Origin of the sequence: Pseudomonas sp. BN411 (genome assembly GCF_029871235.1) — a bacterium.
In the GTDB taxonomy this organism is placed as follows: Bacteria; Pseudomonadota; Gammaproteobacteria; order Pseudomonadales; family Pseudomonadaceae; genus Metapseudomonas.
On record NZ_SSOM01000036.1, the window covers coordinates 28409 to 54140 of the forward strand.

Annotated in this window: 25 protein-coding genes; 9 read left to right on the forward strand and 16 right to left on the reverse strand. The window is 63.7% G+C overall.

Annotated elements, in window-relative coordinates:
• Positions 1-32: 32 nt before the first annotated feature.
• The gene (locus tag E8F06_RS04365) at positions 33-140 is read right to left on the reverse strand and encodes a lmo0937 family membrane protein (RefSeq protein WP_280364615.1); all 108 of its coding nucleotides are present in this window, start codon (positions 138-140) and stop codon (positions 33-35) included.
• 691 nt (positions 141-831) lie between these two features.
• Between E8F06_RS04365 and E8F06_RS04370 the strand changes: the two genes are divergently transcribed.
• The gene (locus tag E8F06_RS04370) at positions 832-1089 is read left to right on the forward strand and encodes a hypothetical protein (RefSeq protein WP_280364618.1); all 258 of its coding nucleotides are present in this window, start codon (positions 832-834) and stop codon (positions 1087-1089) included.
• A gap of 22 nt (positions 1090-1111) precedes the next feature.
• On the opposite strand, the gene E8F06_RS04375 is transcribed toward E8F06_RS04370, so the two are convergent.
• Both E8F06_RS04375 and E8F06_RS04380 read right to left on the reverse strand, forming a co-directional pair.
• Positions 1112-1417, reverse strand: a complete 306-nt coding sequence (locus E8F06_RS04375) for an alpha/beta fold hydrolase (RefSeq protein WP_280364620.1) — start codon at positions 1415-1417, stop codon at positions 1112-1114.
• Positions 1414-2001 (reverse strand): hypothetical protein, encoded by a 588-nt coding sequence (locus E8F06_RS04380; RefSeq protein WP_280364622.1) that lies wholly within the window; start codon positions 1999-2001, stop codon positions 1414-1416. Before E8F06_RS04380 ends, E8F06_RS04375 begins: the two co-directional genes overlap by 4 nt.
• Positions 2002-2586: 585 nt before the next feature.
• Here E8F06_RS04380 and nhaA point away from each other — a divergent pair.
• On the forward strand, positions 2587-3933 hold the full coding sequence (gene nhaA / locus E8F06_RS04385; protein WP_280364624.1) for a Na+/H+ antiporter NhaA: 1347 nt from the start codon (positions 2587-2589) through the stop codon (positions 3931-3933).
• Between the two features lie 176 nt (positions 3934-4109).
• Entirely contained in the window at positions 4110-4838 is a 729-nt protein-coding gene (locus E8F06_RS04390; RefSeq protein WP_280364626.1) for a Crp/Fnr family transcriptional regulator, read from the forward strand.
• A gap of 92 nt (positions 4839-4930) precedes the next feature.
• Here the strand turns inward: E8F06_RS04390 and E8F06_RS04395 are convergent, their stop codons facing one another.
• Together E8F06_RS04395 and E8F06_RS04400 are read right to left on the reverse strand one after the other, a co-directional pair.
• Positions 4931-6085: a fatty acid desaturase gene (locus tag E8F06_RS04395; RefSeq protein WP_280364628.1), complete on the reverse strand. Its 1155-nt coding sequence runs from the start codon at positions 6083-6085 to the stop codon at positions 4931-4933.
• 54 nt (positions 6086-6139) lie between these two features.
• Positions 6140-6286 carry a lmo0937 family membrane protein gene (locus tag E8F06_RS04400; protein WP_280364629.1) on the reverse strand — a complete coding sequence of 49 codons (147 nt, stop codon included), beginning with the start codon at positions 6284-6286 and terminating at the stop codon, positions 6140-6142.
• Between the two features lie 199 nt (positions 6287-6485).
• On the opposite strand from E8F06_RS04400, the gene E8F06_RS04405 reads away from it, so the two are divergent.
• A complete protein-coding gene (locus E8F06_RS04405) occupies positions 6486-6731 on the forward strand; it encodes a hypothetical protein (RefSeq protein ID WP_280364812.1) in 246 nt (81 codons plus the stop codon).
• Positions 6732-6792: 61 nt separating this feature from the next.
• Here E8F06_RS04405 and E8F06_RS04410 read toward each other — a convergent pair whose 3' ends face one another.
• From E8F06_RS04410 to E8F06_RS04420, 3 genes are all read right to left on the reverse strand, one after another.
• Entirely contained in the window at positions 6793-7113 is a 321-nt protein-coding gene (locus tag E8F06_RS04410) for a BON domain-containing protein (protein WP_280364632.1), read from the reverse strand.
• A gap of 227 nt (positions 7114-7340) precedes the next feature.
• Positions 7341-8168, reverse strand: a complete 828-nt coding sequence (locus E8F06_RS04415) for a BON domain-containing protein (RefSeq protein ID WP_280364634.1) — start codon at positions 8166-8168, stop codon at positions 7341-7343.
• 162 nt (positions 8169-8330) lie between these two features.
• Positions 8331-8594: a hypothetical protein gene (locus E8F06_RS04420; protein WP_280364636.1), complete on the reverse strand. Its 264-nt coding sequence runs from the start codon at positions 8592-8594 to the stop codon at positions 8331-8333.
• Positions 8595-8967: 373 nt separating this feature from the next.
• Here E8F06_RS04420 and E8F06_RS04425 point away from each other — a divergent pair, with 373 nt between their 5' ends.
• The 3 genes from E8F06_RS04425 to E8F06_RS04435 all read left to right on the forward strand — a co-directional run bounded on the left by E8F06_RS04425 (position 8968) and on the right by E8F06_RS04435 (position 10169).
• Positions 8968-9321 carry a hypothetical protein gene (locus tag E8F06_RS04425; protein ID WP_280364638.1) on the forward strand — a complete coding sequence of 118 codons (354 nt, stop codon included), beginning with the start codon at positions 8968-8970 and terminating at the stop codon, positions 9319-9321.
• A gap of 189 nt (positions 9322-9510) precedes the next feature.
• Positions 9511-9651 (forward strand): CsbD family protein, encoded by a 141-nt coding sequence (locus E8F06_RS04430; protein ID WP_280364640.1) that lies wholly within the window; start codon positions 9511-9513, stop codon positions 9649-9651.
• A gap of 104 nt (positions 9652-9755) precedes the next feature.
• The gene (locus E8F06_RS04435) at positions 9756-10169 is read left to right on the forward strand and encodes a PRC-barrel domain-containing protein (RefSeq protein WP_016490654.1); all 414 of its coding nucleotides are present in this window, start codon (positions 9756-9758) and stop codon (positions 10167-10169) included.
• Between the two features lie 52 nt (positions 10170-10221).
• On the opposite strand, the gene E8F06_RS04440 is transcribed toward E8F06_RS04435, so the two are convergent.
• A complete protein-coding gene (locus E8F06_RS04440) occupies positions 10222-10368 on the reverse strand; it encodes a lmo0937 family membrane protein (RefSeq protein WP_016490653.1) in 147 nt (48 codons plus the stop codon).
• A 285-nt stretch (positions 10369-10653) separates the two neighbouring features.
• Between E8F06_RS04440 and E8F06_RS04445 the strand changes: the two genes are divergently transcribed.
• On the forward strand, positions 10654-11337 hold the full coding sequence (locus E8F06_RS04445; RefSeq protein WP_016490652.1) for a Crp/Fnr family transcriptional regulator: 684 nt from the start codon (positions 10654-10656) through the stop codon (positions 11335-11337).
• Between the two features lie 310 nt (positions 11338-11647).
• Here E8F06_RS04445 and E8F06_RS04450 read toward each other — a convergent pair whose 3' ends face one another.
• The 3 genes from E8F06_RS04450 to E8F06_RS04460 all read right to left on the reverse strand — a co-directional run bounded on the left by E8F06_RS04450 (position 11648) and on the right by E8F06_RS04460 (position 20401).
• The gene (locus E8F06_RS04450; RefSeq protein ID WP_280364643.1) at positions 11648-11845 is read right to left on the reverse strand and encodes a DUF3156 family protein; all 198 of its coding nucleotides are present in this window, start codon (positions 11843-11845) and stop codon (positions 11648-11650) included.
• A gap of 708 nt (positions 11846-12553) precedes the next feature.
• A complete protein-coding gene (locus E8F06_RS04455) occupies positions 12554-19786 on the reverse strand; it encodes a Calx-beta domain-containing protein (RefSeq protein WP_280364645.1) in 7233 nt (2410 codons plus the stop codon).
• Between the two features lie 405 nt (positions 19787-20191).
• Positions 20192-20401 (reverse strand): hypothetical protein, encoded by a 210-nt coding sequence (locus E8F06_RS04460; RefSeq protein ID WP_280364646.1) that lies wholly within the window; start codon positions 20399-20401, stop codon positions 20192-20194.
• Positions 20402-20515: 114 nt separating this feature from the next.
• Here E8F06_RS04460 and E8F06_RS04465 point away from each other — a divergent pair, with 114 nt between their 5' ends.
• On the forward strand, positions 20516-21454 hold the full coding sequence (locus tag E8F06_RS04465; RefSeq protein WP_280364648.1) for a class I SAM-dependent methyltransferase: 939 nt from the start codon (positions 20516-20518) through the stop codon (positions 21452-21454).
• A gap of 299 nt (positions 21455-21753) precedes the next feature.
• Here the strand turns inward: E8F06_RS04465 and E8F06_RS04470 are convergent, their stop codons facing one another.
• The 4 genes from E8F06_RS04470 to E8F06_RS04485 all read right to left on the reverse strand — a co-directional run bounded on the left by E8F06_RS04470 (position 21754) and on the right by E8F06_RS04485 (position 25731).
• Complete coding sequence (locus E8F06_RS04470) at positions 21754-22641, reverse strand: transporter (RefSeq protein WP_280364650.1); 888 nt, start codon at positions 22639-22641, stop codon at positions 21754-21756.
• A gap of 74 nt (positions 22642-22715) precedes the next feature.
• Positions 22716-23777 carry a phenol 2-monooxygenase domain-containing protein gene (locus E8F06_RS04475; RefSeq protein ID WP_280364652.1) on the reverse strand — a complete coding sequence of 354 codons (1062 nt, stop codon included), beginning with the start codon at positions 23775-23777 and terminating at the stop codon, positions 22716-22718.
• A 10-nt stretch (positions 23778-23787) separates the two neighbouring features.
• Complete coding sequence (locus E8F06_RS04480) at positions 23788-24147, reverse strand: phenol hydroxylase subunit P4 (protein WP_280364654.1); 360 nt, start codon at positions 24145-24147, stop codon at positions 23788-23790.
• A gap of 57 nt (positions 24148-24204) precedes the next feature.
• The gene (locus tag E8F06_RS04485; protein ID WP_280364656.1) at positions 24205-25731 is read right to left on the reverse strand and encodes an aromatic/alkene/methane monooxygenase hydroxylase/oxygenase subunit alpha; all 1527 of its coding nucleotides are present in this window, start codon (positions 25729-25731) and stop codon (positions 24205-24207) included.
• Position 25732 lies beyond the last annotated feature (1 nt).

Sequence of the window (25732 nt, forward strand, 5' to 3'; positions counted from 1 at the left end):
GCAAGAAGCTCGTTGAGCGCCTTGCGCCAAGGTCACGAACGCCGCCCCTGAATGAACTGGAGCAGGAACAGCACGATCGCTGCGACCAGGAGGATATGGATCAACCCCCCCATGGAGTAGGACGTGACCAGTCCCAGCACCTATAGAACCAACAACACCACAACAAGGGCTTGGAGCATTTCGGTTCTCCTTCAGCAACACGGCAATGATCTGCCTGCCTACAGGCTGCTCCAAAGCCGGCGGCCAGTCTGTATGGCAACGCACCCAAGGCGAGACTGGCGAGCGCTGCCCCCTGGTCCGATTTACCGACAAAGGCAAGCAATGGCCGGCCGGAGGGTAGATAGTGGACATCTACCGTCCTGCCTCGGAACGAGGCCGGGACGAAACCAGATGCCCCCGTGAAGTTGCATGTAGCCAAGCGCGTATCACAAGTGGACCACGCCCCGGAAGCCATCGCTTTCGACCCAGCGGAATGCCGCTGAACAGGGTGGTGAACCTTAGAGGCCTGCGTCGATTTCATCAGCGCGGCCATGGTGGACCTTATGGCTGACTCATAGCTGCCGAGGCCACGCTTCCACAGCCCGCCCGTGCGGGCTTTCTTTTGTGGCGAGCGAAGCTCGGGCCAAGCGCTTCAGCGAACAGACAGGGCCGCGGGACCAGGCCAATGTGGATACCCGACCATGCCGAGCCTCCTTCGGGCGAAAGCACGAGACCGGCAAACGGATCCGCCCACCCCAGCATTAGGAGTTACCCACGTCCATCAAATCAAACGGCCTCGGCTCCGGCAGGAGCAGCACCAGCCAGGACCTGTCACGGGAGTTCTACAACTTCATGGCGGATGTCGAAGGCCTGGTCAAGGAAACCACGGAGCTCACCGGCGACGAACTGGCGAAGACCCGGGTCAGGATCATCGAACGCATCTCGGCGGCCAGGGAATCGATCGGCGAACTGGGCGACAACCTTGCCCTGCAAGGCCGCCGGACCGCCACGGCCACCAACGAATACGTCCACGAACAGCCCTGGAAAGTGATAGGCGCCAGCGCCGCCGCTGCCTTCCTGCTGGGCCTGGCACTGGCCCGTCGGGGCTGACCGACCCAGCGACCCGCCACGTTCAGGACTCCAGGGCCGATACCCATTGCCTGAGCGCCGCGGTCACTTCACGGGGCTGGTCCAGCGTCGAGAGATGGCCGCACGCTTCCACCACTACCAGCTTCGCCCCCCTGATGCCGGCCGCCAGCTCCTGGTGCAGCGCCACTGGCGTCAACTCATCTTCGCGCCCGCACAGGACAAGGGTTGGGCATTGGACAAGGAGAAGTGACCCGCGGCTATCGACGCGCCCGATCATTGCCCTTTGCTGGCGCAGGAAGGCGTCCTTGCCGTCAACGATCAGCAGCTTGCGGTGGTCGCGCTGGTTCACACGTCCCAGCCGGACTTGACCGTCATCGGATTGACCGGGTTGTACTCCAGGACCTTGATTCCCGTTGCGCTGAGACGCTCGAAGAACTCCGGCGGAGCTCCAAGCGTTCCGACGCTGTCGCGGATCAGGTTGACCTGCACCCCCTTGCGTTGCCGGGCGATCAGGGCTTCGGCGAAGCGCTGTCCGACCTCGTCGTCGAGGATGTAGGCCTCCATGTTGATATGGTCGCGCGCCGCGTTTATGGCTTCGATCATCGCCTGGTAGGTATTCGGGCCATCCTGCAGCAGCTCGACCTTGTTGCCTTCGGTCAGCGGGCTGCCGACTATGGTCTCCTCGATCGCCAGATGCAGGCTGAAGATACTGGTGGGCGCTCCGCCGGACTTGAGTCGATCGAGAATGGCTTTGCTGCGCGCCGCCGACAGCGGGCCCTGTAGCCCATCTACCGGCACAGGGGCTGCGGGCGCGCGTGCCATGTCAGGCACCAGGGTCGGCAGGGAACTGCAGGAAATCAGCAATACCAGGAGCAACACCAGGCACAGCGCCAATGGGATACGCACGCCACTCCAGATGGAATGCAGGCTCATTCGGCACCCTTTCGGCAGTACAGGGGGTCACGGCGTCGCGGCAGGCCGGGTGCGTGGCGACTCCCGCCCCCTGGCAAGCGCAGCGGCAGTCGCCGCCCTCATGATTTTCCGGACTCCGCGGGGGCATCCTTGCCCTTCCCCGCCACTTTTTCCCTGGGCACGCCCTTTTTCGCGGCTTCCCGGGCCCTGGCCTCGGGAGCGGGCATGCGCTCGGGCTGGGTGACGTGCTGTTCGGACCGGTGTTCTGTGCCGGATCCACGGTCTTCGCCGTGCCACTGGTGGCGTTGGGTTTGCTGTAGGTGTTCATACTCGCCTCTGGATCGCCGTGAGAACCGGGTCATTGCGCGGAACCGGGACGGAGCCACAGTGGCAGTGAACGGGCGTGCCGTCGGTACGTTGACACGCATAGGGGCGCCGCGGCGCCGGGGATATTCCGAGGGGCGGACCGCCACTCGATCGCCTGGGCGGGGATATGTTCGATGACGCACAGATATCGCCGGTAGTCTCCCTATACTGGCCACTCCGGGTCCGCCATGTCGCTGAAGGCTCCGTCCGGAGCCCCTTGGCCAAGTGTTGCGAACCCCCATGAAGCAAGAACGGCAGACCGATAGAGATCCCATCCGACTGCCAAAGGTGCTGGCCGACCGGCTGACCAAGCCTTTCTTCCGTTTCCTGCACATCGAGACCGCCGCTGCCGGCGTCCTGCTGCTGTTCACCCTGGCCGCCCTCCTCCTTTCCAACTCGCCGTGGGCACATTCCTTCCTGGGCATCTGGGAGATCCAGGGTGGTTTTCGCATCGGCTCGCTGGAGTACATGCGCTCGCTCAAAGGCTGGATCAATGACGGCCTGATGACACTGTTCTTCTTCCTGGTGGCCCTGGAACTCAAGCGCGAGCTGGTACTTGGCGAACTGCAGAACCCGCGCATGGCGGCCCTGTCGATCTCGGCCGCCCTCGGCGGCATGCTGGTGCCCGCCGCGCTCTACTGGTTGCTGCAACAGGGACAGCCTGGCCAGCATGGCTGGGGCACGGTAATGGCGACCGACACGGCATTCGTCATCGGCTGCCTGGCGCTCCTGGGCCCACGCATCCCGCCGATCCTGCGCGTATTCATGCTTTCGCTGGCGATCGTCGACGATATCGGGGCCATCCTGGTCGTGGCCATCGGCTACGGCGAGCACATCGCCTGGAGCATGCTCGCCCTGGCCGCATGTGGCCTGGCGAGCGTCCACCTCATGTCGCGGGTCGGCTTCCGCGGTTTCCCGATCTACTTCCTGATGGGAGGACTCATCTGGGTCGCAGTGGATGCCTCCGGGATACACGCGACCATCACCGGCGTGCTGCTCGGTCTGATGACGCCGGCCCGCCGCTGGGTCAGCGACAGGCGTCTGTACGCCATCCTGAGCCAGGTCGTTGCGCACCCCAGCGATGACGAAACAAGTGGCAATACAAAGGATCGCAAGACCTTGCTGGCAGCCGAGATCGCCGCGCGCGAAACCCTGTCCCCGGTGGAGCGGCTGGAGCTTGCCCTGCACCCCTGGGTCGGCTTTGTCATCATGCCGCTCTTCGCTTTCGCCAATGCCGGCTTGCCCTGGTCCCTGGCGGATATCGGCAACTCCGTCACGCTGGCCGTGTTCATCGGCTTCGCACTCGGCAAACCCATTGGCGTACTGACTTTCAGTTGGCTGGCGGTGCGCTGGGGTATCGCCATACGCCCTCCGGACCTTGGCTGGGCCTTGCTGGCCGGCGGCGGCCTGCTGGCGGGAATCGGCTTCACCATGGCCCTGTTCATCGCCAACCTGGCATTCCCCGAGAGCCTGATCGACAGCGCCAAGCTGGGCATCTTCGCAGCCTCGGTCTTTTCCGCGGTGGCCGGTCTCGCGCTGCTGACGCTGATAGCCGCGCCAGGGAACCACCCTCGCGAAGGTCACTGATGCCTCACGGTGGGAGCCACCCCGGACAGCTCGGGGGAACGCCGCCGGAACGGCGGCGATCCCGGATGAGAGGACCTGCGGCAAGCCTCTCGTTTGTGCTATAGCGTACCAATCGAGCACGATTCCACTGGCGTGCGGCGCCAGACGGACATATCGACTCTTGTCGGGAGGAGCCAATGTCAGAGCTGCCCATGCCGCGGCAGAACCATCTGCTGGCGGCCCTTTCGGAGGACGTTCAGCAGCGTCTGTTCTGCCATCTCGAACGGGTGCCATTGCCACTCGGCAAGGTGCTGTACGAGTCGGGGCATACCATGCGCCATGTCTACTTCCCCACCGACTCGATCATCTCCCTGATCTACGTGATGGAGAGCGGCGCCTCGGCGGAAATCTCCGTGGTCGGCAACGAGGGGCTGGTCGGAATCGCCCTGTTCATGGGGGGAGAAAGCACTCCGAGCCGGGCCGTCGTGCAGAGTGGCGGGCATGCGTTTCGACTCCCTGGGCAGTTGCTCAAGAATGAGTTCAACCGCCATGGCGAACTGCTGGTGCTGATGCTCCGTTATACCCAGGCCCTGATCACCCAGATGGCGCAGACGGCGGTCTGCAATCGCCATCATTCGATCGACCAGCAACTGTGCCGCTGGCTGCTGCTGTCGCTGGATCGCCTGCCAAGCAACCAGTTGGTCATGACCCAGGAACTGATCGCCAACATGCTCGGTGTCCGTCGCGAAGGGGTGACCGAGGCGGCCGGCAAACTGCAGAAGCTTGGCGTCATCGAATACAGCCGTGGGCATATCACCGTGCTCGACCGGCAGCGGCTCGAGCAGTTGAGCTGTGAATGCTACGCCGTGGTGAGGCGGGAAACCGATCGCCTGCTGCCCTACGTCCCTGCTCGCCCGGCCGGTTGAGGCCAGGCCGTGCATGCCGCCGGCGGAAGCGGGCCGATGGAGTTCCCGGGCTCCGGCGAGGCACTACGGGAGTCCTTTCGGTCAGTGGGAACCTACGGCAGCGCATAGGTCCTGAGCATCTTGGCGAATTCGCGCAACGCCCGGATATTGCTGGCCTCGGCCTCATGCACCCACTGCCGGATGGCCTCGGGTATGTCCAGGCCCCCGGAGCTGACGTCGCCCCAGATCCGCTGCAGGGCGATGCGCCTCTCGTAGGCAACCCTGAGCACCTGGCTCTTCTCCAGCGCCGCCCCGATGAGGGCCCGTTGCCGCTCGTCGAGCAGGCTCGACTCGCGCCACAGGAGCCGCCTGGCACGACGCAGCGACGCGTCGAGCTTGGCGCGTTCCTGCCTGGCCAGTGGCGCGATCACCAATTTGCGGTACTGCGCCATGACCTGGAAGCGGTTGTTGAGGATGGCCATGGCGGTGTCCACATCCAGGCTGCGCTTGCCCTTGACCCGGTTGGCGACGGGCGCCATGCGCATGACCCTGGCCAGGCGCAGGAGACACAGCAGCCAGATCCAGGCCCAGCCGACGTCGAACTCCCATGTCGTCACCGACAGCTTGGCCGAGCCCGGATAGGTATGGTGGTTGTTGTGCAGCTCCTCTCCGCCGACCAGGATGCCCCAGGGCACCAGGTTGGTGGCGGCGTCGCGGCATTCAAAGTTGCGGTAGCCGACCGCATGGCCAAGGCCGTTGACCACCCCGGCGGCCCAGAACGGGATCCAGATCATCTGGATCGCCCATACGCTGATGCCGATGACGCCGAACAGGGCCAGGTCGATCAGCGCCATCAGACTCACCCCGGCGATGGGGAAACGGCTATAGAGGTTGCGCTCGATCCAGTCATCCGGGCAGTGCTTGCCATAGATGCTCAGGGTTTCCTCGTTCCGCGCTTCCTCGCGGTACAGTTCGGCGCCCTTGCAGACGACCGTGGCCAGGCCCTTGTAGCGCGGGCTGTGTGGGTCCTCGGCGGTTTCGCACTTGGCGTGGTGCTTGCGGTGGATGGCGGTCCAGGCCCGGGTGGTCATCCCCGTGGTCAGCCACAGCCAGAAGCGGAAGAAATGCTTGAGTGCCGAATGCAGCTCCAAGGTGCGGTGCGCCGAGTAGCGGTGCAGATAGAGGGTCACCGCCACTATGGTCAGGTGGGTCAGAAGCAGAGTGACGACCACCAACTGCCAGACGGACAAATCGAACATGCCGGACATGAGGTCACCTCGCCCGTACCCACTCCGGGACCGACAGGCGCGGCCGACGCGTCATCAGAATCGCCGGCCTTGCCGCATCAGGAACACCAGGCCAGCCAGCACCACAAGCAACAGGATGTGGATGAAACCTCCCAGCGTGTAGGAAGTGATCAGCCCCAGCGCCCACAGGGCTAACAGCAGAATCACAAATGCACCGACCATGACCGCACCTCCATGGGCTACCGGGTAGCCGTAGCGACAGGTCCAGTCTGGCGGCACTGGCCCCGGGCGGTCTGTGCGTCGGCGTACGCATGCGGTCACGAAGACTAAGTTGGCCAGCGTACCGACCCCTCGGGTGATGGCCGCCACCCTACTGTTCCCAGCCAATCCCGGCCGGGTATCAGCCCAAGGGGGCAAAGCCATGAGTACCTTGACCATCGAAGGCTGGTGCAAGACCAGCACAGAGCAGCGGTCCACCCCGGTGGAGGACATCCAGTTTTACCTGACTGGAAACGACCATCTACGCCTGGAGCAGGCCGAGGAACACCTGCAGAAGAGCCATCTGTCCGAAGTCATGGTCGATGTCGACATGGCCGACCAGGCATGGCAGAAGGAAATCCATGCCTACTACCAGCCTGCCAGGCCTGCGGGATCCAGCGGCTTGTGATCCCCACGGAAGCAGCCGGCAAAAGGCCCTTCGAAGGAAGGGCCTTTTTTTCATCCGGTGCTTACTGGGCCGGCTTGTGGACCAGGTCGTTCTTCACCTGGCGGACACCATCGACGGCCGCGGCGACCTGCACCGCCTTGTCGATCTGCCACTGGGAGTCGACGAAACCCGTCAGTTGCACCGTGCCGTTGAACGTCTTGACCTTGATGGCGAACGAGTTCACGTCGTTCTCCATCAACAGCGCGGATTTGACTCTGGTGGTAAGGGCAATGTCGGAGAGGACTTCGCTGCTGCTCTGCTCGTGTCCGGGATGCGCGCATCCGCCGATGAAGGGGATACCAGCGGCGAGCGTTGCCGCGATCAACAGTGTTTTCAGGTCCATGGTGATTTCCTTGAGATGGCGCCGCGCGAGGGTGCGTACCGCCAGCTTGATAGCGGGGGGCTCGCGGGTCTGTGCGACTCCGCACTGAGTAGCAGGGGTGCCATCGCCACTGGAGCGAACGCGCCGTGAGGAGTCGGCAAGTTAAGGGGCCGCCGGCAGGGCAGGCACGACCTGCCGGCAGGAGTCGTCAGCGATCCCGTTCCTCGGGACTGGCTGGCGACGGGTCCTCAATAGCGAAGTTCGCTGGACTGGACGCTCTTCACGCCTCGCACATTCTGCGCCAGCTCGATCGCCAGGTCGCGCTCGGCGCCACTGTCGACAAGGCCACTGAGGGTGACGATGCCGGCGTTGGTGCTTACCGAGATGTCAGAACTGCTGACATTGCTGGAGTACATCAGGGTGGATTTCACCTTGGTGGTGATCCAGCTGTCGGCCATATCGGTCCCGGCCCCTTTCGCGGCGCTCTTGGCGTTGTCGACCGGCGTCGGTTTTGCGGCATCCACCACCAGTTGGTTGTCCACCGAGGCAACGCCATTGGTGCTCATCGCCAGACGCCCGGCAAGATCCTTGTCCGCCTGGCTGTCGGCATTTCCGGTCAGCGTCACCTTGCCCGAGCGAGTCGAGACGCTGGTGGTCATGCCATTGGCCTGTTTGCTCCACAGCAGTTTTGACTTGACCGCGGCGGTGATGGTGGCGTCATCGACCATGACGCCATAGCTCCGCTCCGGGCCCGCTTTCTGCGGAACGTAGTCGGGCTTGACCACAATCTGGTTGTCCACGGAGTCGATGCCACTGACGCCCAGCGCAATTTCCTTGGCCAGGTCCTTGTTGACCTCTTCCTCGACGTTGCCCGTGAGAGTGGCCTTGCCATTCACCACCGACACCTTGAGATCGTTGGCCCGCAGATGAGGATTCAACGCGTAAGTCGTCCATATCTGGGTTTCCTGGCGGGCGGCGGTGAAGGACTGTGAATCAGCGGCGGCCATACCGCCCGAGGTTCCCAGCGCCAGGGCGATGCTGGCGGCCAGGAGTAGCTTGAGGGATTGTCTGTGCATCTGGTTTCACCATTCGGGTAAGGGATCGATCCGAACCGGGAACCCGAAGATGACTGGGCCGCTGGTTTGGGCCGCCTGACACACCGCGTGGCGGTGCATCAGGGGATCTTGTTCGGCTCAGGACGCGTGTGTCTCAGATGAGTGGGCCCGTGCCGGGCAGGCTCACGATTTCCTGGGGCCCTGGCTCATGAGGTCGTCATCGCCCTTGGCCGCGCGTGGCGGCTCTTTCGCGGTGGCCTTGGCAAGTGGTTTGTCCGCATCCCGCGGCGGCGCCCTTCTGGCCTCCTCGCGGTCGGGGTTCTTGGCATCAGCCGTGCGTTCGGGCTTGACGGAAGGCGTGGCGCCGGGGCCCTGGCCGAGTTGCCTGGCCGGGGTGGCGCTGTTGGCCGCACCGCTGCTCGGGATGTGTTTGCTGTGCTTGCTCATGTCAACCTCTGAGGTTGGTCGTGGGGATCAGTACTGTGGCAGCGAACAGCTCAATCCGTCGGTGCGCTGCCGCGCTTATCTGCCGGGAACGCCGTGGGACGCGGCTGGGCGCCACCGCCCTCAGAAGCGCCGGCCATGGCCACATCCCGTCTAGATCCAGATCCAGAGGGTGGGCTGGCGCAGGGGGTGATCGTGGTAGGTGGGCAGGCCACTGCTGATCCAGCGATCATCCGGCGAATGCCACTTCAAGCCGCCTTCCTGCAGCCTCAGCTATAGCTGTCCGGTGAGCAGCAGCAGGTTGACGCTATAGGCCATTTCATCACCACCTCCCGACCAGTTGTCCCGCAGGGTTGCGGGACGCCGGACGCACACCATGGCCAATGGCCGGTGCGCCGTCGGTGCGCCAGCGCTCATAGCCGATCACCGGCGCAAGGTGCGATGGCGTACAGAACGGAACACACGGACGGTACAGAATGAAACAAAGGCAGAGCAGCATCGGCTGCAGCAGGCACTGGCCATGAATGGAACGTACGACTCGACCTTGTTCCAGCGCATCGATGCGCAGTGCCAACCGCTGCTACGCTACTTGCACAAACTCACAGGTGTCCGCTATGCGGCGATTTCCGAGGCGGGCGGCATCTATGAACTCAGCCCGATCCATGGCGAGCGCAAGCATGCCAGCCAGGAACAACTGGCCGATGCTGAAGTTTGGCAAAAGCTGGTTTGAGCAACGGCTGTTCGACTGATTAAGGGGCGTCGGTGCGCCAACGCACAGACATGCCTTCCGGTTGCCGACAAAGTCATTACTCCGCTCACCGCAATCGTGCGCGAGCTGTGCACATCCAAAGCGTCACCGCTCTCGCCGCCCATGGAGCAAGCTCATGAACAAAGATCAATTCGAAGGAAAGGTCGATCAGTGAAGGGCCTAATCAAGGAAACCACTGGCAGGCTTTTCGGTAACCAACGGCTGGAAAACGCAGGCAAGGCACAAAATGCCGCCGGCAATATCCAGGAGAAGGTCGGCGACAGCAGAGAGGACATCACCAAGGGGTCTTGACCCGTTTCCCTGATTGGCTCCCCTTCCCCTGCACTGCCTTCGTTCCCCGTACGCAGGCATTCCAGGGAAAGGACCGGCCAACCTTTCTGCTATGGGAGGTACCCATGAACCATCAGGAAAAAAACGCCAGTAACGAAGACAACGTAGCCGGCCCAGCCACTCGAACAGGGCCTGGACCTGAACTGATGGGCGCAGACAGGCTCATCGGCAACGATGTCTACAACCTCGTGGGAGATGACCTCGGGGTAATCAAGGAAATCATGCTGGACATGCGCAGTGGCCGCGTCATCTATGCGGTGCTGTCGTTCACGTCGTTCCTGGGTCTGGGTGAAAAACTTTTCGCCGTGCCCTGGAGGGCATTGGCACTGGATACCGAGCACAAGCGCTTCACGCTCGATATTGATCGGTACCAACTGAAGGATGCCCCAGGATTCGACAAGAACCACTGGCCTGACATGGCCGACCAGCGCTGGCAAATGCAGATCAGCCGCTTCTACGGAAACGCGGGGTGGGAGTGAGTGGCATCGCCCCTCCTGGCAGAGGCGCTCTGACTGCAAGGAGGCTTAGAGCTCACTCACGCCGTGCCAGCCTGGAGCGGAACACGACCAGCGCGATCGACAGGAACAGAAGGATATGGATGAGTCCCCCCATGTAGAAGGAAGTAAGCAGTCCCACCACCCACAGAGCCAACAATCCGATTACGACGAATTCGAACATTTCCGTTCTCCTGCTGCGGCATGGCAATGACCTGCCTCCTTGCAGGTTGCATCCGAGCCCAGGGACGGTCTGTACGGTATCGCACTCAAGACAGGCAGTTTCACCCCGCACAGACCGGCGGAGCACTTCCCGGCTGCCCTCCATTGCAATCAATCCCGCGTGCGTGCACTAACGAACAGACCGTCGCCACCACATTGCGCAAGAGTGCAGCATGAGAAAACTCAGCAGCCTTCTTGCACCGCCCGGGACCTGCGCGTGCTGCAGGGCAAAAGGGAGGCGACCACAGTGTCCAACCATCTTCTCAGTGGCATCCCGAGCAGAGAGCGCAACCGGGTGCTCAATCATTGCGAGTCGGTAGAGCTGGTCTTCGGCAGCCTGCTTTGCGAGACAGACCAGCCATACAGCCATGCCTACTTCCCGCTTACCGGCTTCATTTCGCTGGTGGCGCACCTGGATGCCCATCGGCCGCTGGAAATGGGCCTGATCGGCAGCGAGGGCATGCTGGGCGTCACGCTCATATTGGGCGTGCGCAAGGCGCCCATCCGCGCTGTGGTGCAAGGCGCCGGAAACGCCCTGCGCATCACCTCCAGCCAGCTTCTGCGCGAGTTGCACGAGTGCCCCGAGCTGCAACGCAGTTTGAATCGCTACCTCTACGTACTGATGGCGCAACTGTCGCAAGGGGCCGCCTGCATCCACTTTCATGAGATCCAGCCAAGGCTGGCGCGCTGGCTGCTGATGACCCACGATCGGGCGCAGGCCGATCATTTCCACCTCACCCATGAGTTTCTCGCCGATATGCTCGGCGTGCGTCGGAGTGGCATCACCGTGGCTGCGGGGGAGTTGCAGCAGCAACACCTCATTCACTACAGCCGCGGTGAGATCACCATCCTCGATCGTGCCGGGCTCGAAGCAGCTGCCTGCGAATGCTACAACGCAGTGACGGACTGCTACAGCAAACTGCTTGGCTGAAAGCCGTCCGGCTTCTCGCAGCGTGGCCACGGCTAAGCACCTAGCGAACTGACGTTGTGCAGCGACAACATCCTCTTCACCTGGAGCTCTTGGATCGATCGCGACGACCGCAACGACGGCCTGGTTACCCTGTCCCCCTTGCTGCGCCCCGAACTTTCGCCATCGGACTTGCACATCGAGTGCGCCATCGTGCGACTGGCGGGACGCACCCTGTCGCCGCCGGCGCAACGCCTGGTGGACCTGATCCTGGCGCCGAACGGACTGGCGGGAAAAGTTGCGAGTTGCGCAGATCCCATTGGGAGGGCCACCCTCACGCCTCCTCGGCCGGGATCCTCGTAAGCGCGTCGAAGGCCTGGTACAGCAGGTCGGCCTGGACGTCAGTGAGGCGAATGTAACGCCGATAGTGCGGTAACCGGCTCACCACCTCGTTGGTGCCAACGTGCTCAATCACCAGGGTCCGGACGTTCTCGCCCTGCTGGAGTGCCAGCCGCATGAAATCCAGGGACACACCATTGGCGCGCCTACCGATCCTGTCGGGCTCCTAGACGAGCCGCTGGCTGAATCGCCAAGCACAGCGCTAGCAGTTGGATGGGTGGGGGGGCGCATCACGCGGAGAAAAAATGGGGGAACAACTGGGGGAACAAATCACACCAAACAGGCAAAACCCGCATTTTACGCGACCTACAGAGTGAATAAGGCCGGCCACAAGCCGGCTTTTTTATTGCCTGAAGCCAGGAAATCCAAGGGTTTCACAGCCACCAGAACTCCAGCCCATACATTTGCATCAGAGGGAAATCCGAGGCATTGGCAATACGCTTTGCTATTCAGCATGGGGATTCGTAGACCTGTACCTCAACTGCGGTTGCCAAGTGGGACATAAACCTTCCAAAAACCGGTCACCTCAGGAGCTTTGGCCAATCCACTGCCACGCCGGAGAGGTCTCGCTCCATCTGCTCCCACGGTCAGGCGCTTCATCTCAGCCACCGTTCGCGCCAACTCGTCGGCGAGCGTACCGGGCAGTTGTGGCCGGCGGACTCGCAGGTTTTAAATTCAGAGTAGACATCCGCTGGCCACTATCTTGGCCGTCGATTGGCTTTCCGCTCCCAGCCGCGACGTTTCCCCATCCTCGTCCCAGAAGTCCAGGGCGCAGGAGTGGACGCGCGCCTGGCCGTATCACGATCCAGCCTCCTGATCAGGCGGGGCGTCCGCCAATCCGTCAGGCAAGCACGAAGTCAGCCGCCGCTACTGCTGGATGCACGGTGGTGCCCACGATGGCGATCCGGACCGCGGTGGCCGCCCCCGTCCCATCGGAGTCGTAGGCCAGGGCGCCAGTCGTCCGGTCGTAGACGATCCGGTCATCGGCATCCAGAGCCGCGCTGCCGGCCCGGAAAAAGCCCCCGGATACCAAGCTTGCATCGCTGATGGCGCTGAAGACTGCGCGGCTCAAGGAGATCGTGTCCACGCCGGTGGCGAAATCGACCAGAGTGTCCACGTTGGTCGTCTGGTTCAGCGCCGACGCGAACCTGAAAGTGTCCTGACCCAGGCCACCATTCAGGCTGTCGTTGCCGGTGCCGCCGTTGAGCACATCATTCCCCGCAGCGCCTACCAGTGCGTTGGCGCCTCCATTGCCAATGATCACGTTCGCCAGCGCGTTGCCGGTACCGTTGATGGCGGCACTTCCGGTTAGAGTCAGGTTGTCGAGTTCGGCACCGAGGGTGAAGCCGATGGCGGACTGCACCATATCCACGCCACCACCAGCCAGCTCGACGAGCACATCGCTGACGTTGTCCACCACATAAGTGTCGCTGCCCAGCCCGCCCACCAGGCGGTCGGCGCCCGCGCCGCCGTTGAGGACGTTGTTCGCGGCGTTGCCGGTGACCACGTTGGCCAGGGCATTGCCGGTGCCGTTGATGGCTGCAGTGCCGATCAGGGTCAGTTGCTCCAGCTCGGCGCCGAGTGTGTAGGTGATGGCGGACTGCACGGTGTCCGCACCTCCGGCGGCCGCTTCCACCACCACGTCGCCGACGTTGTCCACCACATAGGTGTCGTTACCCAGCCCGCCCACCAAGCGGTCGGCGCCCGCGCCACCATTGAGCACGTTGTTCGCAGCGTTGCCGGTGATCACGTTGGCCAAGGTGTTGCCCGTGCCGTTTATGACGGCCGCGCCGGCCAGCGTCAGGTTCTCCACGTTGGCGGCCAGCACGTGGCTGATGACGGACTGCACGGTGTCGGTGCCGGCGGCAGCCGCCTCGACCACGACATCGCCGGCGTTGTCCAACAGGTACGTGTCGTTGCCCAATCCCCCGAGCAATTGGTCGGCACCCGCAGCGCCATTGAGGATGTTATTCCCGGCGTTGCCGGTGATCACGTTGGCCAGGGCGTTGCCGGTACCGTTGATGGCCGCCGTACCGATCAGGGTCAGGTTCTCCAACTCGGCACCGAGCACGTAGGTGATTGCGGATTGCACAGTGTCGACTCCGCCGCCCGCCGACTCGACCACGACATCGCCGGCGTTATCCACCACATAGGTGTCGTTGCCCAGTCCCCCCACCAGGCGGTCGGCGCCCGCACCGCCGTTGAGGCTATTGTTCCCGGCGTTGCCAGTGACCACGTTCGCCAGGGCATTGCCAGTTCCGTTGATAGCGGCCGCGCCGGTCAGGACCAGGTTCTCCAGCTCGGCACCGAGGACATGGCTGACACCAGACTGTACGGTGTCGACGCCACCACCCACCGCTTCCACCACGACATCGCCGGCGTTATCCACCACATAGGTGTCGTTGCCCAGTCCCCCCACCAAGCGGTCGGCGCCAACGCCGCCATTGAGGATATTGTTCGCGGCGTTGCCGGTGATCATATTGGCCAGGACGTTGCCGGTACCATTAATGACCGCCGCGCCGGTCAGGGTCAGGTTCTCCAACTCGGCGCCGAGGATGTAGGTGATGCTCGACTGCACGGCGTCGACGCCACCACCCACCGCCTCGACCACGACATCGCTGGCGTTGTCCACCACGTAGGTGTCGTTGCCCAATCCCCCGAGCATTTGGTCGGCGCCCGCGGCGCCATTCAGGATGTTATTCCCGGCGTTGCCGGTGATTACGTTGGCCAGGGCATTGCCGGTGCCGTTAATGGCCGCCGTGCCGATCAGGGTCAGGTTCTCCAGCTCCGCGCCAAGTACATAGTTGATGGCGGACTGCACGGTATCCGTGCCGCCGGCGGCTGCTTCCACGACTACGTCGCCGACGTTGTCCACCACATAAGTGTCGTTGCCCAGGCCGCCCACCAGGCGGTCGGTGCCAGCGGCGCCATTGAGGATGTTGTTCCCGGCGTTGCCGGTAATCACGTTGGCCAGGGCATTGCCGGTGCCATTGATGGCGGCGGAGCCACTGAGGACTAGGTTCTCCACTTCTGCAGCAAGGACATGGCTGACGCTGGACTGCACGGTGTCGGTGCCGCCGGCAGCCGCTTCCACCACCACGTCGCTGGCGTTGTCCACCACATAAGTGTCGTTGCCCAGGCCGCCCACCAAGCGGTCGGCGCCGACGCCGCCATTGAGGATATTGTTCACACCATTGCCGGTGATCACGTTGGCCAGGGCATTGCCGGTGCCATTGATGACGGCGCTGCCGGTGAGCGTCAGGTTCTCCAGCTCCGCGCCGAGGGTGTAGGTGATGCTCGACTGCACGGCGTCGACGCCGCCGCTCGCGGCTTCGACCACGACGTCGCCGACGTTATCTACCACGAAGGTGTCATTGCCCAGCCCGCCCACCAGACGATCGGCCCCCAGGCCTCCCACCAACTGGTCAGCCCCCGCGCCACCGTCCAGCACGTTGTTCGCGGCATTACCGGTGATCACGTTGGCCAGGGCATTGCCCGTGCCGTTGATGGCGGCGGCACCGGTCAGGTTCAGGTTCTCCACTTCGGCGCCAAGGACATAGCTGAAGGAAGACTGCACGGTATCGATGCCAGCAGCCGCTGCCTCGACCACTACGTCGGCAGCGTTTTCCACCACGTAGGTGTCGTTGCCCAGGCCACCCACCAGGCGATCAATCCCGCTGCCGCCATCGATGACGTTGTTCGCGGCGTTACCGGTAATCACGTTGGCCAGGGCGTTGCCCGTGCCGTTGATCGCGGCCGCGCCGGTCAGGGTCAGGTTCTCCACTTCGGTACCGAGGGTGAAGCTGGCGGCGGACAGTACCGTATCCGTGCCGCCGGCGGCCGCTTCCACCACGACGTCAGCGACGTTGTCCACCACATAGGTGTCGTTGCCTAGGCCACCCACCAGGCGGTCGGCGCCCGCCCCACCGTTGAGGACGTTGTTCGCGGCGTTACCGGTGATCACGTTCGCCAGGGCGTTGCCCGTGCCGTTGATGGCGGCGGTACCGGTGAGGAACAGGTTCTCGAAATTCGCGCCGAGAGTGTAGGTGATCGCCGAAAGGATCCGGTCCACACCGGCGGCCGCGGCCTCCGTCACACTGTCGGCCGCGCTATCGATGACATAGGTGTCGTTGCCGGCGCCGCCGTCCATGACATCGGCTCCCACGGCACCGATCAGCACGTCATCACCGGCTCCGCCGGTGAGCGTGTCGGCCACGGGGGTACCACTGAGCACATCCTGCCCAGCGGTGCCGGCCAGGGCGAACACGGCGGGCAGGGCGCTTTCGCTGTCGAGGATGGAGCCTGTGGCCGTCGCCGTGCCGATCACGGCATTGACAGCGGTAGCCAGCCGCAGGCTGAAGGTCTCGACCGCTTCGGCCGCCAGGTCGTCATTGAGGGCCACGCGTACTGTCTTGACCATGTCCCCCGGCGCGAACCTGAGGGTGCCGGAAGTGCCGATGTAGTCGGCAGCGAGCCCGGCCAGTGCGGTGCCATTGGCAGCGCTGTAGTTGACCGAAACCTCCGAGGTGGCGGGATTGCCCAGCGCCACCAGAAAGTCCAGATAGCCGCTGCCCTCCAGGGCGACCGCGTTGGATACCGTGATGCTGGGACTGCCCGACGCCGGCCCGTTGCTGTCAGCGATGACCACATGCGCATTGGCATCAGCCAGCGTGGCGCCGACCGCGCTCGACAAGGTTACGTCGAGCAACTCGGGGCCTTCGGCCAGGGCATCGTTCAGTGGTGTGATCCAGATGGTCTTGACGGTTTCGCCGGGAGCGAAGGAAATCACTCCGCTGGAGAGCTGGCGATAGTCCACGCCGCTGGCAGCTGTGGTGCCCTGGATCCCGTAGTTCACCATCACCGGAGCGACACCCGGCCTGTCGAGCCTGACGGTGACCTGGGCGAGGGAGCTGGCCTCGTCGATAACCAGATCGCCAACCGACAGGGTCGGTGTGACCACGGGCGAGTCGTTGTCGATGATGGTGGCGGTACCCAACGGCCTTGCGATGGTTGCATTTGCGCTGGGGCTGAACAGTTGCAGCTTGAAGTTCTCGACGAGATCGACACCGGCCTCCAGGCCCAGGGTGCCTAGACTGATACGCACGGTCTTGACCGTCTCACCTGCGGCAAAATTCAGCGTGCCGGAGTCACCGACGAAGTCGCCATCAATATTGCGCGCGGTCTCGTTCAGCGTCTGGTAGCGCACACTCACGGCGCTCAGGTTCGGTGCGTTGAGCCTGACCTGGAATTCCGCATAAGTGTCACTCTCGCCCACCATCAGGTCATCCACCGTGATGGTCGAAGTGGCCAGCGCCGTGGCGTCGTTCTCGTGGATGATGGCCGTCCCCACCGCATCCGGGGCGGTAGCCCCACCAGTGAGGCCCGAAACCAGGACGTTGAAGCTTTCGGATGACTCTGCCAGGGCGTCGTTGGTCAGGCTGATCCGCACGGTCTTGGCGGTCTCGCCGATGGCGAAGGCGAGGCTGCCGGTCTGCGCCACGTAGTCCGAGCCTGCCAGGGCGGTGCCGTTCTGCGTGGCGTAATTCAGCAACACCACACTGGTTCCGGCACGGTCCAGGCTGACGACGAACCAGGCCTCGCGGCTCGCCTCATCCACAATCAGATCGCTGACCGAGACCCTCGGAGTGGTGGTGGGGCTGTCGTTGTCGATAACGGTGGCCGTCGCCACGTCGCGGGCGATGGTCGCGTTGGCGCTTGGGCTGAACAGCTGCAGCTTGAAGTTTTCGATGCGATCGACGGCGGCTTCCAGACCTAGGGTGCCAAGGGTGATGCGCACGGTCTTGACCATCTCGCCGGCAGCGAAATTCAGCGTGCCGGCGTCGCCGAAGAAGTCGCCGTCGATATTGCGCGCGGTCTCGTTCAGCGTCTGATAGCGCACACTCACGGCGTTGAGGTTCGGTGCATCGAGTCGCACCTGGAACTCGGCATAGGTCTCGCTCTCACCGACCACCAGATCATCTACCGTGATGGTGGAGGTGGCGACCGCCGTGGCGTCGTTCTCGTGGAGGGTGGCCGTGCCCACGGCATCCAGCGTGGTGGCGCCACCGGTGAGGCCCGAGAGCACCAGGTTGAAGCGCTCCGACAACTCGGCGAGGCTGTCGTTGATCAGGCTGACCCGCACGGTCTTGGCGGTCTCGCCGATGGCGAAGGCGAGGCTGCCGGTCTGCGCCAGGTAGTCCGAACCCGCCAGGGCGGTGCCGTTCTGGGTGGTGTAATTCAGCGACACCACGCTAGTGCCGGCGCGGTCCAGGCTGACGACGAACCAGGCCTCGCGGCTTCCCTCGTCCACAATCAGATCGCTGACCGACACCCGTGGCGTGGTGGTAGGGCTGTCGTTGTCGATTAGGGTAACCGTCGCCACGTCACGGGCGATGGTCGCATTGGCGCTGGGGCTGAACAGTTGCAGCTTAAAGCTCTCGATGCGGTCGACGTCGCTCTCCAGCCCCAGGGGGCCGAGCGTGATGCACACGGTCTTGACCATCTCACCGGCGGCGAAATTCAGCGTGCCGGCGTCGCCGAAGAAGTCGCCATCGATATTGCGCGCGCTTTCGTTGAGCGTCTGGTAACGCACGCTCACGACGTTGAGGTTCGGTGCATTGAGGCGCACCTGGAACTCGGCATAGGTTTCGCTTTCGCCGACCACCAAGTCATCCACCGTGATGGTGGAGGTGGCGACCGGTGTGGCGTCGTTCTCGTGAAGGGTGGCCGTGCCCACCGCATCCAGCGTGGTGGCACCGCCGGTGAGGCCAGAGAGCACCAGGCTGAAGCGCTCCGACAGCTCGCTCAGGTTGTCGTTGATCAGGCTGACCCGCACGGTCTTGGCGGTCTCGCCGATGGCAAAGGCGAGGCTGCCCGTCTGCGCCACATAGTCCGAACCCGCCAGCGCGGTGCCATTCTGCGTCGTGTAATTCAGCGACACCACATTGGTCCCGGCGCGGTCCAGGCTGACGACGAACCAGGCCTCGCGGCTTTCCTCGTCTACCACGAAGTCGCTGATCGACACCCGCGGTGTGGCCGTGGGGTTGTCATTATCGATGATGGTGGCCGTCGCCACGTCACGCGCGATGGTCGCGTTGGCGCTGGGGGTGAACAGTTGCAGTTTGAAGTTCTCGATGCGATCGACGGCGGTCTCCGCCGTCGCCGAGCCGAGGGTGATGCGCACGGTCTTGAAGGTCTCGCCGGCGGCAAAGGTCAGGGTGCCGGCATCGCCGACGAAGTCGCCGTCGATATTGCGCGCGGTCTCGTTCAGCGTCTGGTAGCGCACACTCACCGCTTCCAGGTTCGGCGCATTAAGCCGCACCTGGAAGTCGACATAGGTCTCGCTCTCGCCGACCACCAGGTCGTCCACCGTGATGGTGGAAGTGGCCACCGGGGTGGCGTCGTTCTCGTGGAGAGTGGCCGTCCCCACAGCGTCCAGCGTCGTGGCACCGCCGGTGAGGCCCGAAAGCACCAAGTTGAAGCGTTCGGACAGTTCGGCCAGTGAGTCGTTGATCAGGCCGACCTTGATCGTCTTGACGGTCTCGCCGACGGCGAAGGCGAGGCTGCCGCTCTGTGCCACGTAGTCCGAGCCTGCCAGCGCGGTGCCGTTCTGCGTGGTGTAGTTCATCGTCACCACATTGGTCCCGGCGCGGTCCAGGCTGACGGCGAACCAGGCCTCGCGGCTTGCCTCGTCCACCACGAAATCGCTGATCGACACCCTTGGTGTGGCCGTCGGGGTGTCGTTGTCGATAATGGTCGCGGTAGTTTCCGTGTCGCCGATGAGCGCGTTCACGCTGGGCGCGGACAGCTGCAGCTTGAGGGTTTCCACACCCTCCGGAGTTGCGTCGTTGTTTACCACGAAGGGCACTGTCAGCTCAGTAACACCCGCGTCGAAGGTCAGCGTGCCGCTGGCCGCGGTGAAGTCCGAACCTCCTGTCGCCGTGTGCGCGAGCAGTGACCAGTTGACCGTGATGGGGGTGGCGCTCGGCTCGCTGAGCCAGACGATGAATTGCGTCGGTTCCGAATTCAGTTCACCGACGACTGCGCGCCGTACTTGAATGACAGGAATAGCCATGGTGCACCACCTGCATCGAGCCTCGGCGCCTCAGGGACTTATAAGGATAGATGCCACATGGCCATGTACCAGCGGGGGGCGGGCCTCCGACACGGCGAGAAACCGCTCGCGTCATTGCTCGTCCGGATGAGCGAGCGCCCAGGTCCTCTCGCCGGCAACTGCCGCTAAGCCACGCAGATTGCATCTTGCTCACATCCGCCAGGGACTGGCGACACGCCTCCGGACCTTGACGACGGCGGCGCGGCGCGCCTCATCGCCTAGACGGGTGTTGGGTAGGCGGTCGACGAACAGCCGTTTTGACCAACCAAGCGGCTGCCGGCCGGCACTGGTGGCTGAGTGGGAGCGGACTGGCCTGTGTCTTTGGCGTTACAAAAATTGAATGGGGCGGGACAGTCACCAGATTTCTCAGGGCCCAGCCCCCATCTCGCCAAAGGCATTGAAATCGAATCGATCCGCCCCCGCGCCACCGATGAACCGCTCTACGCCCAGACCACCGATCAGCACATCGCTGCCGGTGCCGCCGTCATAGGTGTTGACCCCGGCATTGCCGGTGAGAGTGTCGTTGAATGCGCCGCCTGGTCGGGGCCTGGCGCCCTTCTGGTGTTTCCCTCGCATCTTCACGTCCCTGCTTGAGCCGAATAACGACCAATGGCCGCACACCGTGCCACGGCAGTCGACGGGATGCTCGGGTTAGAATGCCGCCCCTCGTTTTCCCTCGAACCGCTCGCCATGAATCTCGACGCCATCGCCACCCTGGAACAGCAACTGACTTCCGCCCTTGGGCATCTGCCGGACGAAGTCCGTCGCATCTTCCACGGCCGTGGGCGGCGCTGGGCGGGGTTGGAGCAGGTGACCGTGGACTGGTTGCAGGGCGTGGTGCTGGTGTCGTTGTTCCGCGAAGTCGAGGAAGACGAGCTCGTTGCACTGCGGGCCATGTTGCTGCGCCTCACCGAATCGCCGGTCTGGCAGCGCATCGGTGCGCGGAGCCTGTTGTTGCAGCATCGCTACCTGTTGGAGAGCACCGTGGAGTTGCTTTGGGGCGAGGCGGTGGATGAGTGCGTGGTCAGCGAGGCGGGCCTGCGCTTCAAGCTGGACCTGGGCAAGAAGCAGAACAACGGCCTGTTCCTCGACATGCGCTATGGCCGCGACTGGGTTCGCGCCAATGCGCAAGGCAAGCGAGTGCTCAATCTGTTCGCCTACACCTGCGGTTTTTCGGTGGCGGCCATCGAGGGCGGCGCGGAGCATGTGGTGAACCTGGACATGGCCAGTTCGGCGTTGAGCCGGGGGCGGGAGAATCACAGGCTCAATGGCCATGATCTGAGCCGTGTGAGTTTCCTTGGCCATGAGCTGTTCAAGTCCTGGGGCAAGGTGAAGAAGACCGGGCCATACGACCTGGTGATCATCGATCCGCCATCCTTCCAGAAGGGCAGCTTCGCGTTGACCCGCGATTACCAGAAGATCCTGCGTCGCCTGCCGGAGTTGCTGACCGAGAACGGGGTGGTGCTGGCCTGTGTGAATGATCCTGCCATTGGGCCGGACTTCCTCGTTCAGGGGATGCAGGCGGAAGCGCCGGAATTGCGGTTTGTGGAGCGGTTGGAGAATCCGCCGGAGTTCGCGGATATCGATGAGGATGCGGGGTTGAAGGCGTTGGTGTTTCGGCGGGGGTAGTTGCCGGGAGTCCGAGCGGGGCTCCGTTTCCCTCACCCCCGGCCCCTTTCCCAGAGGGAGAGGGGTGACTCACGTCGGAGGCTTCGGCGCCAGCCGGTTGGCAAGACGTTGGGCTTCGCTGCGCTCTGACCAACCTACGAATTGGCATGGATGCGATCCAATACCGCGCGGGGGGCTTCGCAACCCTCACCCCAACCCTCTCCCAGAGGGAGAGGGGGCAGTTTGTGCCAGCCGGGCAGTCCTCCGCTTTTCTGTAGGGGCGAATTCATTCGCCAAGCAGGCCGCAGGCCTGCCCTGATCTAGAACGGCACCGTCAACTTCAGCCAATAGGCATCCCCTTCCGCACGGTTGCGCACCTGGGTTTCCTGTTCCCATTTGGCGGTGAGGAACCAGCCGTCCTTGTTGCTGTACATGATCGACGGACCGATGGAGAAGGCGCGACCCTTGTTGTCGTCGATGCGGTCGCCGTCCTGACGGTCGTCGGTGGTCTGGCGGTAGTAGTAGCCGCCCACGCCCAGCACCCAGCCTTTGCCCAGCCCCCAACCCACGGCGTAATCGAAGTGGAATTCCTGGCCGGAGCGGTAGTCGGTGGCGGGGTTTTCCTGGTTGAAGTCGTACATCAGCTTCACGCTGGCGTTGAGCCCGGTGGGGTCGATGTAGGAGATCGCCCAAACCGGCTCGACGGTCCAGTAGTTGCGCCCGATGTTGGCCAGGTCGCCGCGGTCGTATTCGCCCGAAGGTGCGATGAAGTCCAGGGCGAAGATGCTGTGCAGCTTGTCGCTGTGATGAAAGCCTAGGGCGGGGCCGAAGATGATGTCGCCCAGGCCTTTCTTGCTCTGAGACTGGCCGTTCACTTCCACCTTCAGGTCGACGAACGGGAACAGCGCCGCGAAGGCCAGGTTGCCGCCGAACAGTTGCTGCTCGCTCACCCAGATCAGGCGTGGCGCGATGACGTTGGCGCGCACGCGGAAGTCCACCGGCAGGCTGTCGCCGTCGTTGCCGCGCAGGGTGTCGGCCTCGTAGTGAGTGGAGAACACCTGGCCGTAGAAACCAGGTGGCGGCATGGCGCCGGACATGTAGTTCTCGGCGCCCATCGGGTAGGTGGAACCGCCGCCTTCGGTGGCGTGGGCCACCTGGCCCAGGGCGGCGAGGATGCAGCAGGAAAGGACACGCAGTTTGGCACTCATCAGCAATACCTTCTTGTTTTTATGGGCGTGAGCCGCCGTCCGCGCGCGTGGCGCGGAGCAGCGAATGAAACGGGTCAGATGCGTTTGAACAGGGCTGAGCGGGTGCTCTCGCCGGCGCCGTCGGCGGCGGTGAGGAAGCGCTCCATGAAGATGTCGCGCTCGAACAGCCGCCCCTGCATCAGCGCGGTGATGGCCGCGTCGATCATCGGTGGCGGCCCACAGAGGTAGGCCTTGTTGCCCGTGAAGCGACCGTCGAAATGCTTCTTCGCCGCGTCGTGCACATACCCCCGGAAACCGGTCCACTCGGTGTCATCAGCGGCCTGGCTGAGAGACGGTACGTAGGTGAAGTTCTCGTGCTCTTCGGCCAGGCGTTCGAAGAGTTCGCGGTTGTAGAGTTCGGCCCGGGTGCGCGCGCCCTGGAACAGCGTCATGCACCGCGTGTCCCCCTGCTCCAGCAGGTCGAGGATCATCGATTGCGGGCTGGACAGCCCCGAGCCGCCAGCGATGAAGATAAGGTCGCCAGCCTGCGACCCACGCACGAAGAACTGGCCATAGGGACCGGAGAGTTCGAGCGCATCGCCCACCTTCAGCCCGTCATGGATGAACCCGGTGGCCTGCCCGCCCTCGACCAGGCGCACGTGCAATTCCACCTCGTCGGCACGGCTCGGCGGATTGGCCAGTGAGAAGGCGCGGGTGCCGTCGATACCCGGAATCTGCAGGTTGATGTACTGCCCGGCCTGGAATGCCATGGGGCGATCCAGTTTCAGGCGTAGGCCCTTGATGGTGGGCGAGAGGTCGTCCAGGGCGACCACCGTTGCCTGGAAGTCCTGCACTGCGTGGCCGGCGAAGTCGGGGTCGACATCGATGTCGGCCTCGATCACCAGGTCGCTCTGCGGAATGGCGCAGCAGGCCAGCACCTTGCCCTCGTCGCGCTCCATGTCCATCAGGGCGAAGGGTGAGGCGGCACCGATGTCCACCTCCCCTTCCAGCACCTGCAGCTTGCAGGTGGCGCAGGTGCCGTGGCCGCAGGCGAAGGGCAGCCAGACGCCTTGGCGCAGCGCGGCCTGGAGGATGGTCTGGCCTTCTTCGACTTCGATCTGCTCGCCAGTGGGTTCGATGGTGACCTGGTAACTCATGGCGACCTCCTCAGTTGAAGCTGCCGTTGAGGCCATCCAGGCCTGGGGTGGAAAGGTGCAGCAGGCTCTTGTGGCCGATGCCGTTGGCGGCCAGTCCGGCCTTCAGGTCGGGCTGGAAGTCCGCGTCGTCGAGGCGCCAGAGCACCTGGGTGAAATCCACCTTCGCCGCATCCGGGTGCGCCGCGATGGAGGGCTTGACCACGTTCTCGATGAAGTCGCCGAAGGGCATGTCCGGCGGCAGCGGCAGGGTGAAGGGGGCGCAGAACATCAGGTGGCGTTCCCAGCAGAGGTACACCAGTTGCAGGCCGTTGAAGTTTTCCTGGCGGTCCAGGGATTGCGCCGCATAGGCGCCGATGGCAGTCACGGGCATGACGCTGTCCTTCTTGTAATGGGGGAGTTGGCGGGCGCGTGGCACCCGCCATGGGGCTCAGCCGACCTTGGCGAGGTCGGCGGGCTTGTCGCCCTGCCACTCGCGCCAGCGCTGGTGCTCGGGCGAGTCCTGGTAGTCGAAGTTGTCCTGGCCGAAGGCGATGTTGTAGTAGTCGCGCACCACCGCCTCGACATCGGCGCCGCCGCAGTTGCCCTGGAGAATCTGGTGCACCGGAAGCCAGGCCTGGACGTACTTCTCCGGCTCGTACTGGAAGATGTCGCAGCATCCGTCGGAGCAGAAATGGAAGCGCTCGCCGCCGTGCACCACGCTGCGGTGGCTCAAGGTCGTATCCGCATCCGGCTCGGTGAAGGACAACGGGATCTGGCAGATCTGGCAGAGCATCGGCAACGCGTTGTTGTAGAAGCGCTCGCCACGTGCCTGCATCTCGCGCCAGTGCTCGTAGCGCGGGCGGTAGATGCGGTCGAAGGTGTCCGGGTACTTGGCCGAGAGCCAGTCCAGTTCTTCGTCGGTGGGCATCCAGGTGTGGAAGTTGGTGGCCTGGCTGTACTGGTAGAAGATCGACCAGGCCTGGTGGCTGATGTGTTCCTTGCCGATGGTGGTCTGCTCGACGTACTTCGGCGGACGGATGCCGTAGCGCTCCAGGTCCTTGAACAGCGCACCGCCGGCCTGCTCGTAGTACACCTCCCAGGCCTCGGCCCAGGACATGACTTTGTTCGGCAGCATGTAGTCCATCATCATCCCCACCAACGTCAGCAGGCGGTAACCGCGCCAGAACCACTTGTCGATCCAGCGCTGGATGATCGGGACGTTGTCTTCGTGCTGCTCCAGCAGGAACTTGATCACCTCCAGCCCCAGGGTCATGTGCCGGGCTTCGTCGGACTGGGCCGAGAAGCCGAAGGTGACGGTGGCCATGTCGCCGTTGTAGGCGGCGCCGGACATGAAGGGCACGAACAGCAGGTTGGTCAGCACGTACTCGAACGAGAACGAAATGGCCGTGAGGAACTCGAACGGGCCCGCAGTGCGTGCGTCTTCGAAGAAGGACTTGGGCACCGAGAGGAACCACACCCGGTCATGCATGTGGGCGAAGTCATGCAGGCCGTTGAAGTGCTTGTTGTAGTGGCTCATGGCGTGGATCTGGGTCTGCACGTGGCGCAGCTCGTCGATCGCCTGCATCTGGCAGGCGACCCGCGCCCCGGCGCCACCGAAGTGCCGACCGACGCGGGCGAAGCCCTGGTAGGCCTGGTACTCCAGCGGGGTCACGCCGCAGAGGAACAGTTTCAGCGCGTTGACGTAGCGCGCGTCGGACAGGTTGGTATGGCCGTTGTTCTGGGAGAAGGCGTCGAAGATGGCGTAGAGCTTCTTCTCCTTCTCGGCCTGGTATTTCCAGTAGGCGTCCATGGTCAGGCGGAAGGGATCCTCCCACTTGTCCCAGTCGGTGATCTTGATGCCTTCGAAGCGCTCGTAGGGGTAGATGTCGTCCTTGCTCTGGTAGCTCGGCTCCCAGGCCAGGTCGCGGGTCAGGCAGCGGTACTTGTCTTTCTGGTTCAGGCGTTTGGCGGCCATG